This is a genomic window from Nonomuraea sp. NPDC049378, assembly GCF_055586745.1.
This window is the reverse complement of record NZ_JBVJHP010000051.1, coordinates 1-9,251: the sequence shown is the minus strand read 5'-3', so window position 1 is coordinate 9,251 and position 9,251 is coordinate 1. Positions and strand designations below refer to the sequence as shown.

Annotated in this window: 5 protein-coding genes; 1 reads left to right on the top strand and 4 read right to left on the bottom strand. The window is 73.4% G+C overall.

The window, feature by feature from the left end:
* Window positions 1-140: 140 nt before the first annotated feature.
* Window positions 141-3,569, bottom strand: a complete 3,429-nt coding sequence (locus ACZ6SA_RS49070; RefSeq protein ID WP_465836380.1) for a phosphodiester glycosidase family protein — start codon at window positions 3,567-3,569, stop codon at window positions 141-143.
* A gap of 106 nt (window positions 3,570-3,675) precedes the next feature.
* Between ACZ6SA_RS49070 and ACZ6SA_RS49065 the strand changes: the two genes are divergently transcribed.
* Entirely contained in the window at window positions 3,676-4,866 is a 1,191-nt protein-coding gene (locus ACZ6SA_RS49065; RefSeq protein WP_465836378.1) for a cytochrome P450, read from the top strand.
* A 21-nt stretch (window positions 4,867-4,887) separates the two neighbouring features.
* Here the strand turns inward: ACZ6SA_RS49065 and ACZ6SA_RS49060 are convergent, their stop codons facing one another.
* From ACZ6SA_RS49060 to ACZ6SA_RS49050, 3 genes are read right to left on the bottom strand one after another with little or no spacing between them, the layout of a single operon-like run.
* Window positions 4,888-7,302, bottom strand: a complete 2,415-nt coding sequence (locus tag ACZ6SA_RS49060; protein ID WP_465836376.1) for a hypothetical protein — start codon at window positions 7,300-7,302, stop codon at window positions 4,888-4,890.
* 53 nt (window positions 7,303-7,355) lie between these two features.
* Window positions 7,356-8,207, bottom strand: coding sequence for a sugar ABC transporter permease (locus ACZ6SA_RS49055; RefSeq protein WP_465836373.1), 852 nt, complete (start codon window positions 8,205-8,207; stop codon window positions 7,356-7,358).
* Window positions 8,204-9,079: a carbohydrate ABC transporter permease gene (locus ACZ6SA_RS49050; protein WP_465836371.1), complete on the bottom strand. Its 876-nt coding sequence runs from the start codon at window positions 9,077-9,079 to the stop codon at window positions 8,204-8,206. The genes ACZ6SA_RS49055 and ACZ6SA_RS49050 overlap by 4 nt, the downstream gene beginning before the upstream one ends.
* Between the last annotated feature and the right edge of the window lie 172 nt (window positions 9,080-9,251).

The window sequence follows — 9,251 nt, the reverse complement described above, 5'->3', positions numbered from 1 at the left end:
CCCACCCCCCCCCCCCCCCCCCCCCCCCCCCCCCCCCCCCTTCCCCCCCCCCCCCCCCCCCCCCCCCCCCCCCCCCCCCCCCCCCCCCCCGGCGTGGAGCGGCCCGGCCGGAACGGGATCAGACAGGAATCAGGCGGGGCTCAGGCGGCGGCCTTGGCGGCGGCCTTGGCGGCGGCCTTGGCGGCGGTCGCCACCGACGCCCGCTCGGTGACGCCGTTGACGGTCACCGCGACCGTCACCTTCCCCTCGCGCAGCGCCGTGAGCGTGCCCTTCTCCGGGTCGAGCACGGCGACGTGCCAGGGTCTGGCCGTCTTGCGGCTGCCGACGTGCAGGTTGGGCGAGCCCGACCACGCCGCCGAGACGGGGTAGGCGGCGGGCACCGTCCTGTCGTCCTGCCTGACGGCGGCGCTCACCTCGGCGGGCGCGCCGACGGCGACGGTGGCCGGGGCGGTCAGCGTGAGCTCGTCCACGTGCGGGCGCACCTGGGTGCCGATCCAGTCGGGCGCGTCGGCGAACCAGTTCCGCCTGACGTGCTCGGCCTCGGCCGGCGTGACCGGGTCGACGCCCCACAGCGACCAGCCGGTGAACCCGCCGTCCTCGGGTGCGGTGGCGGGGTTCTTGCCGGAGTTGCCGTTGATGAAGTACGGCACCGCGTCCACGTGGGCGGCGTGGAACGTCCCCACGTGCCCCCCGATGTGGGCGGCGCCCTTGCCGGTGGTGCGCTGGAAGTCGGCCAGCCAGCCCTCCACGAGCGCCGCCTCCTTCCGGTCACCGAGCTGGCTGCCCTTGCCCGGTGTCGGGTCGCGCGGCGGCACGTGGAACAGGACGGTGACCGACCCGATCGAGGCGTCCTTCGCCGCCTTGTCCAGCTCGGACCTGAGCATGGCCACCTGCTCGAAGCCGCCGCCCCGCAGGCTCAGGCGGGAGGTGTCGAGCGTGATGAAGCGGGTGCCCTTGTGGTCGAAGGTCCGGTACGTGTCGCCGAAGGCGGCCTTGAAGTTGTCGATCGCTCCGCCCATGACCTCATGGTTACCGGGGATGTAGTGATATTTCAGCTCTCCGCCCAGTTCCTCGTCGAGGATCCGCTTGGCCAGCGCGAAGTCCTCGGGCGACGCCTCGTCCACCAGGTCCCCGTTGATGACCAGGAAGTCGGGCCTGGCCGCCTTGATCTCGCGCAGCGTGCGGCGGGCGTTCTTGACGAGGTCGCTGTCCGGCTCCCTGGCCACGAACTGAGCGTCCGACATGACCGCGAACCGCCACGGCATCGTCGCCACGTCGTCCCTGACCACCGGGTCGGCGACCTTGGGCGCGGGCGGCGCGTCGACCGGCGGCGGCACCTTGGCCACCAGACCGTCGATCATGATCTCGTTGGTGTACCGCACGTCGGCCTTGGTCTCGGCCACGTAGAAGCGCCGCAGCCGCAGCGGGTGGTTGACGCCGGGCGGCACGGCGAACTCGACGTACTTCCAGCCGGTCCACGTCATGTACGGCCCGCGCAGGATCTGAGACTGCCCGAGCGCGTCGTAGAACTCCAGGCTCGGCCACTCCCCCTTGCCGGTGGAGTGGATCCAGAGCCCGAACGCCTGCGGCTGCCCCTCCACCACGATCTCCTCCGGCGGGCTGGCGTACGCGGCCCGGGTGGCGGTCGAGGTGCTGAAGTCGTACGACAGCTTGAGCCCGCCGCCGTCGTGACCGGGCGCGGCCGACAGCGAGCCGGTGGCGCGGGCGGCGGCGAACTTCCAGGTGGCCGCGTCCTCGAAGTCGGCGACCGCTTTCTCCTCGAACCCCACGGTGACGGGCACGGCGGTGGTGAGCTTGCCGACCTTGGCGGTGATCAGCCCCGCGCCCGAGGCCTGCCTGGCCTTGACGGTGAAGGAGCCGTTCCCGGCGGCGGTCACCTCGAAGAGGTTCCCGTCGTAGTCGAGATCGAGGTCGGCGGGCTCGATGGGCGCGGAGTTGCCGTTGCGGTCGTAGCCGACCACGCCGAACGTGGCCGCGCCGTCCGCGCCGGCGATGGCGAGCCGGTCGGCGGTGGCGCCGAGCCGCTGGAGCGGCTGCAGGACGGTCAGCTCGATCTCTCCCTTGGCGCGGCCGCGGGAGGCGGTGACGGTGGTCTGGCCGGGCACCAGGGCGTGGAACCTGCCGTCGCGGACGACGCCGTGCACGGCGGGCTTCGCTCGCCAGGAGGGCTCGCCCTTGGCGGGACCGTACGTCTCGTCGTACCCGGCGGCGGTCAGGCGCCTGGTGAGGCCGGGGAAGACCCGGTCGGGGCGGCCGCCGGCGACGGGCGCGACGCCGGGCGCCTTGGACGGGTCGCTCGCGGTCTCCAGCCAGAAGCCCTTCAGCTTGCCGCTGCCTTCGGGCGCGTAGAGCGCCAGGCCGTTGGGGACGTGCCGCTCGCCGCCGTCGGAGGGGCTGTTCTCCACCTGGACGTCGGCGGAGCCGGGCTCGCGGGCGAGCATGGTGGAGGAGCCGCCGCCGTCCAGGTTGAGCGCGTTGGCCGCGCCCAGCTCGACCATCATGGCCGCGAGCTCGTTGAGCGTGACGCCGCGGCTGTCGGCCTGGCGGCCGTCCACGGTCAGCAGGTACATCTTCCTGCCGTCGGCCGAGAACCCGACGGCCGTGCGCGGGTGGGCGCTGGTGTCGGTCGAGTTCTGTACGGCGCCGTCCTTGACCAGCACCCAGTTGCCGCCGACGGCCGCCTTGACCGTGCTGCCGTCCGACGCCTTGGGCTGGTACTTCACGTCGATCCGGTCGCCCTGCTCCAGCGCGGACAGCGCCTCGGCGCCGGCGTCGCGGCCGAGCAGGATCGAGGTGCCCGCCGGGATCGGTCCGGTGCCCGCGGAGGTGCGCACCTCGGTGACCACGCCGTCTTTCATGACGACCTCGGCGACGGAGGTGGCGCCCTCGACGGCGCGGGCCCGGTTGTAGGAGCCCCACAGCGGCGTGAAGAGCCCCACGCCGCCGTCCTGCACGATCTGGTTGAACTGGGTGAGCGTGATCGGCGGGCCGCCGTCAGGCGTGGCGGTGCCCTCGAAGTACATCTTGAGCACGCGTCCGACACCGTCGCCGGTGATCGCGACCGCGTTCTCGTGCCCGGCGACGGGCGACTGGACGAGCGTGCCGTCCTGGACGCCGATGCCCTGGGCGGCGCCGGAGTTGTTGATGTCGAAGAAGTCGCCGTTGACGGCGGCGACGGCGTGGGAGCGCTTGGCGGGCCCGGACAGCGGCTCGGTCTTGGACACCTCGCCGGAGAACACGTAGTCGGCCTTGGCTCCGTGCTGTCCTGCCAGGTCTGCGGTGATCGCGTCGGCGCGCAGCCAGCCGAGCGGGTCGTAGGTGTCGAACGAGGTCAGCGAGATCCCCGGCGCGACCGGCCGGGTCCTCTTGTCCGTCTCCAGCCGCTGCCGCCCTTCGGCGGCCCGGGTGACCAGCGTGGACGGCGGCGGGTAGGACGACGCCTGGGGAGCGTCCTCCGCGGGGGGTGCGGCATCGGCCTGCGCGGGCACGCTCAGGGCCACGGGGGCTAACACGAGCGCGGCGGCGGCCAGCAATCTGAGGGTCTGCACGACCGAACTCAATCGTTCATGGATATAACTTTCAAGGCTTACACATGAACCAAAAGAAAATTTCAGATCTTGTACGCCCCCCGCGGGGCCCACCACGATGGAAGGTGTGGATCGAGAGGCCTTCTACCGCGACCCGTACCCCGTCTACGCCCGCGCCCGCGCCGCCCCCGGGCTGACCTTCACCGGCGAGCTGGACGCCTGGCTCGTGGCCCGGCACGCGGACGTGCGCGAGGTGCTGGCCCGGCCGGCCGACTTCTCCTCCCAGGGCGCCTTCCGCGGCGACGTGACGCCGAGCCCGCGCGCGTTCGCCGAACTGGCCGGCGCGCCCGGCAACGCCCCCGTGGTGCTCAGCTCCGACGGCGAGGCCCACCAGCGTTACCGCAGGCCGCTCACCCGCGGCCTGTCGGCCGCCCGGGTGGCCGCCGCACGCCCGTTCATCCAGGCCACGGCGGCGGAGCTGCTCGCGTCGTTCGCGGCCGCGGGCCGGGTGGAATGGATGGGCGGCTACGCCAGGCCGCTGCCCGCGACCGTCATCGGCCACCTGCTCGGCCTCGACCCGGCCGACGTGCCCGCCGCCGTCCGGGCGGGTGACCGCGCCGAGGACCTGATCTTCACGCCCATGCCGGAGGACGAGCAGATCGCCGCCGTCCGAGAGGTGTCCGCGCTGCGGCACCTCCTGGCCGCGCACGCCGCCCGTTCGCGCGACCAGGAGAGCCTGACCGGCGAGCTGGTCCGCGGCCTGGCCCCCGGACCCGGCGAACCGACCGACCGGCAGCGCGACGAGATCGTCTCCAACACCCAGAACCTCATGCTGGCCGGCCACCTGACCACCACGGCGCTGCTCGGCACCGCCGTGCACCGCCTGCTGCGCGACCGCCGCCAGTGGGAGCTGCTGTGCCGGCGGCCCGAGCTGATCCCGGCGGCGATCGAGGAGGCCGCCAGGTTCGAGGCGCCCGTGCAGGGCTTCCGCCGCCGGGTCACCAGGCCGCTCACGCTGGGCGGCACGGAGCTCGCCGAGGGCGACACGGTGTTCGTGTCGTTCGCCTCGGCGGGCCGGGACGAGGCCGTGCACGTGGATCCCGACGTGTTCGACATCGCGCGGGAGCCGGCGCGTCACCTGTCGTTCGGGCACGGCGTGCACGGCTGCCCCGGCGCGCTCCTGGCCCGCGAGCAACTCCGCATCACGCTGGAGCTGCTCGTACGCGAGCTGCCCGGGCTGCGCCTGGCCGAACCCGAGGTCGCCATGGCGGCCACCCTGATCCACCGCGCCCCCGAGAAGCTCGTCCTGTCGTGGTGATCCGCGCCCGTTCACGGGCCCCTACAGGGCCGTACGCTCGGGCGGCAGGCTCGGGGTGATCAACCGGTCCAGCTCGTCGCGGTAGGGCGGGTCGAGCCAGTAGCCCGAGTGCCAGCGCGCCTCGGGCAGCGGCTCGCCCGGCGCCGGCCGGAGCGGATCCCAGCAGAACCGGTCCACCGTGTTGCCGCGATCGGGTTCGGCGGCGAGGGGGTCGACGCGGCGGAACGCGGGCCCGCCGATGGGATCGCTCAGGCGGTACAGGTTGCGCCACGCGACCGCGTCACGCAGGACCGGCAGGCCACGGCCGGCGAAGTACGCGGGGAAGAACGGGGCGTACAGGCGGCGCAGCGGCGACCCGTGGGTGAGCAGCCTGACCTGCCGGCGCACGTCAGGGTCGAGCTGCAGGACCAGGGCGGCCGCGATGACGCTGCCCTGGCTGTGCCCGGACAGGACGACGGTGTCCCGATCGGTCGCGGCCAGCCGGCCGAGGCGGGCCATCAGTTCGGGGATGACGCGCTCGGTGTAGCAGGGCGGGGCCAGCGGGTGGATGGCCCTGGGCCAGAAGGTGGACACGTCCCAGACGATCCCGACGGTCCTGCGCAACCGCGAGCTGCCGTACGTGCGGCGGCCGAGCAGCACCAGGCCGACGACGGCGGCCGCCGTGGCCCAGCTCCCGATCGAGGCGAGCAGCCCCGCGAACCCCGCCGTCGGCGTGTACAGCCGCAGCTGGTAGATCACGGTCACCACGGCGAACCCGGCCACCCCGATGCCGGTGAGCAGGCCCAGCACCAGCCCGGCCCGGTCGGTGAGCGCGGCCAGCGCCCACTTCCGCGCGACCTTGGCGCCGCCGCGCTCCCCGTAGTGCTCCTCCAGCTCGGGCGCCAGCCTGCCCGCCTCGGCGCGGCGGACCAGCCAGAGGGCGATCGCCACCCCGGCCGACGCCGCCCCCAGCAGCGGCACCAGGGCGGCCGTCCACCAGACCGGGTCGTCGATGAAGAGCTTCCTGCCGGGCGGCCCCGGCTCGGCCAGGCTGCCGGGGACGCCGAAGAACGTGGCGGTCCAGAACAGCACGCCGAGCGCCAGCACGTTCGCGCAGCCCGCGGCCACCATCAGCATGAACCACGCGGCGAGCCCGCCCATCGCCGGCCGGTCGAGCGGGTCCCGGCCGCCGCCTGGCCGGTCCATGCGGGCCAGCACCCACGTGGCGGCCAGGATGAACGCCCCGAGCCCCAGCATGAGCGCGAACTGCACCGGACCCGCGCCCACGCTGGGCAGCACGAGCCCCTCCACGCCCGCCGGCAGACCGGCCAGCGCCGCCCAGAACGTGGCCAGGAACACCAGCGGCGCGGCCACCCGCAGCACGTGGCACGCGACCTTGAGCCAGGTGGGCTCGCGCCCGCCGGAGTGCGGGTCCAGCCGCCGGCCGGTCCACGGCAGGACGACCAGCACGGCGGCGGCGAGCTCGACGCCCGCGTTCGCCGAGGTGAGCGCCAGCCCCAGCGGGGTGGCGGCGAAGGGCGCGGCGACGGCCATCCCGATCGAGGCGATCGCGAAGGCGACGTGCACGATGCGCAGGCGCCACACCGGCGCGCCGCCGTGCCACAACCGCGCCCGCGCCAGCAGCAGCCGCTCACCAGCAGGCCCGTCCTCAGGTCCCTCGGTGGCGCCGCCGGGACCGCCGCCAGGATCGCCCCCCGGATCGCCGCCCGGATCGCCGCCCGGATCGCCGCCCGGATCGCCGCCCGGATCGCCGCCCGGATCGCCGCCCGGATCGCCGCGGGGACCGCTGCCCGGATCGCTGCCGGAAGCGGCGGGGACGACCTTGCTCTCGTCGCGGCGCCAGGTGCGGCGGGCGAGCCACCACAGCAGGACGACCACCAGCAGCGGCGCCAGGGCGGTGACGGCCAGGCGCTTGGACGGCTCGTGCCCCCACATCTCGCCCATCCACCGCAGCCAGACGGGCGCGAGCACATCGGTGCAGGCCCGTCCCGCGGCCGTGCACTGCCAGCCGACGAGGTCCACGCAGGCCCTGGTCACGGCGCCGACGAGGGTGCCGGTGAGGAGCAGGGCGAACAGCCGCTGCGCCGCCTCCGTCACGTGCCGCAGCCGGTCGCCGCCCCGCGGCCTGGGCAGCATGAAGTAGGACAGGTTCGCCAGTGAGAACGGCAGCAGGAGCAACCACAGCGCGATCGTCCGCCCGCCGGAGGTGAGGCCGCCCCACGCGTACGCCTCCCGCCGGCGGACGCCCGGCACGTCGGCCCGGTCGCCCACCGGCTGCCCCGCCGTCCACCAGCGCCGGTAGAACCCGGTGGTGCCGTCGCCCGCGACCAGCCGGGGATGGGGGTGGTTGAGCATGCCCGCCGGCGGCGTGCCGGAGACACCGTGGACGCGCAGCTCCGTCACCCCGCCGCAGGTCTCGTCGAGGAATCCGTCCATGTGGACAAGGATCCTGCGACAATCCCGTCACGTACAGTTATCGGCCGAATACTTTACGCTTTGGTCGCGCCGGCGGTGAGCCCGGCGACCAGGTGGCGCTGCACGAGGAGGAAGACCGCGCCCGCCGGGATGGCGATGAGCACGGCGGAGGCGGTCATCAGCCCCCAGTCCGACCAGTGCTGGCCGACGAACTGCTGCAGGCCCACCCCCAGCGTGCGTTTGTCCTCCTGCGACATGAACACCGTGGCGTAGCCGACCTCGCCCCAGGCGGTCATGAAGCAGTAGAACGCGGTCACCGCGATGCCCGGACGGGCCAGCGGCAGCACGACCCGCCAGAACGTGCCGAACGGCGTCAGCCCGTCCACCATCGCGGCCTGGTCGATCTCCACCGGCACGGTGTCGAAGTAGCTCTTCATCATCCAGGCGCAGAACGGCACCGCGATCGTCATGTAGGCGATCACCAGGCCGGGGATCTGGTTGAGCAGGCCGAGCCCGGCCATCAGGTTGTACAGGGGGACGATGAGGATGGCCACCGGGAACATCTGGGTGATCAGCAGCAGCCACATGACCGAGCGGTGGCCGGGGAAGCGGAAGCGGCTGACGGCGTAGCCGGTGGTGGCGGCGAGGAACACGCCGAGCACCATGGTCAGCCCCGCCGTCAGCACGCTGTTGAGCAGCCACTGCGGGAACGCGGTGGCGGTCAGCACGCGGGTGTAGTTGTCCAGCGAGGAGTCGTCGAACAGCCGGAGCTCGGCCGACAGCCAGCTGTCACGCGGCTTGAGCGAGGTGAGCACCAGCCACACCACCGGGAACAGCGAGATCGCCACGGCGACGAGCAGGCCGGCGTGCAGGCCGATGGAGGCCAGCGGTCCCCGCTCGCCGCGGGGCCGGGTCGCGCGGGTCACCAGGGGCCTCCTTGACTGCGCAGGGTGCGGCGGTAGCCGATGGCCAGCACGACCAGCATGGCGAGGATGATCACGCCCCACGCGGCCGAGCCGGAGTAGTTGCGGATGCCGGTGAAGGCCTCGCGGAAGGCGTAGGTGACGAGGATCTCGGTCTCGCTGCCCGGCCCGCCCCGCGTGACCAGGAAGATGATGGGGAACATGTTGAACGTCCAGATCGTGCCGAGCAGGACCACGGTCGTGGAGACCTGCCGCAGCCCGGGCAGCGTGATCGCCTTGAAGCGCTGCCACGGGGAGGCGCCGTCGACCTCGGCCGCTTCGTACAGCTCGGCGGGGATCGACTGCAGGCCGCCGAGCATGGCGACCATCATGAACGGCACCCCGATCCACACGTTGACCGCGATCACCGCGATCCTGGCGGTGACCGGGTCGTCCAGCCAGCCCACGCCGGACAGCCCGGCGACCTCGAGGAAGCCGTTGATCACGCCGTAGTCGCTGTTGTAGAGGTAGCGCCAGATGAACGCGGCCACGAACGCCGGCACCGCCCACGGCAGGATCAGCAGCACCCGGTAGACCGAGCGCAGGCGCAGCTTGCGGTTGAGCATCACGGCCAGGCCGAGCCCGATGCCGTAGTGGAGGCCGACGCACACCACCGTCCACGTCACGGTCCAGAGCACCTTGTCCCAGAACAGGCTGCTGGTCAGGATCTGGAGGTAGTTGTCCAGGCCGACGAACTCGTACGTGGACGGGATCACGTTGACCCCGATGGTGCGGCCCATGTTGGCCTCGGTCGCGTCGGTCAGCGACAGGTAGACGCCCCTGGCCAGCGGCCAGCCGATCAGCACCAGCATCACGACCGCCACCGGCGCGATCATCGCCCAGGCGTACCAGTGGGCCGACAGGGCGCGTCTCAGCCGTCCGGGGCTGTCATGGCGGCGGGGGGGGGGGGGGGGGGGGGGGGGGGGGGGGGGGGGGGGGGGGGGGGGGGGGGGGGGGGGGGGGGAGGGAGGGGGGGGGGGGGGGAACTGGGGGGGCTGGGGTAGGCCT

Coding starts and splice junctions, on each gene's coding strand:
- ACZ6SA_RS49060 (WP_465836376.1), bottom strand. CDS start 7,302: ATGGACGGATTCCTCGACGAGACCTGCGGCGGGGTGACGGAGCTGCGC.
- ACZ6SA_RS49050 (WP_465836371.1), bottom strand. CDS start 9,079: ATGATCGCGCCGGTGGCGGTCGTGATGCTGGTGCTGATCGGCTGGCCG.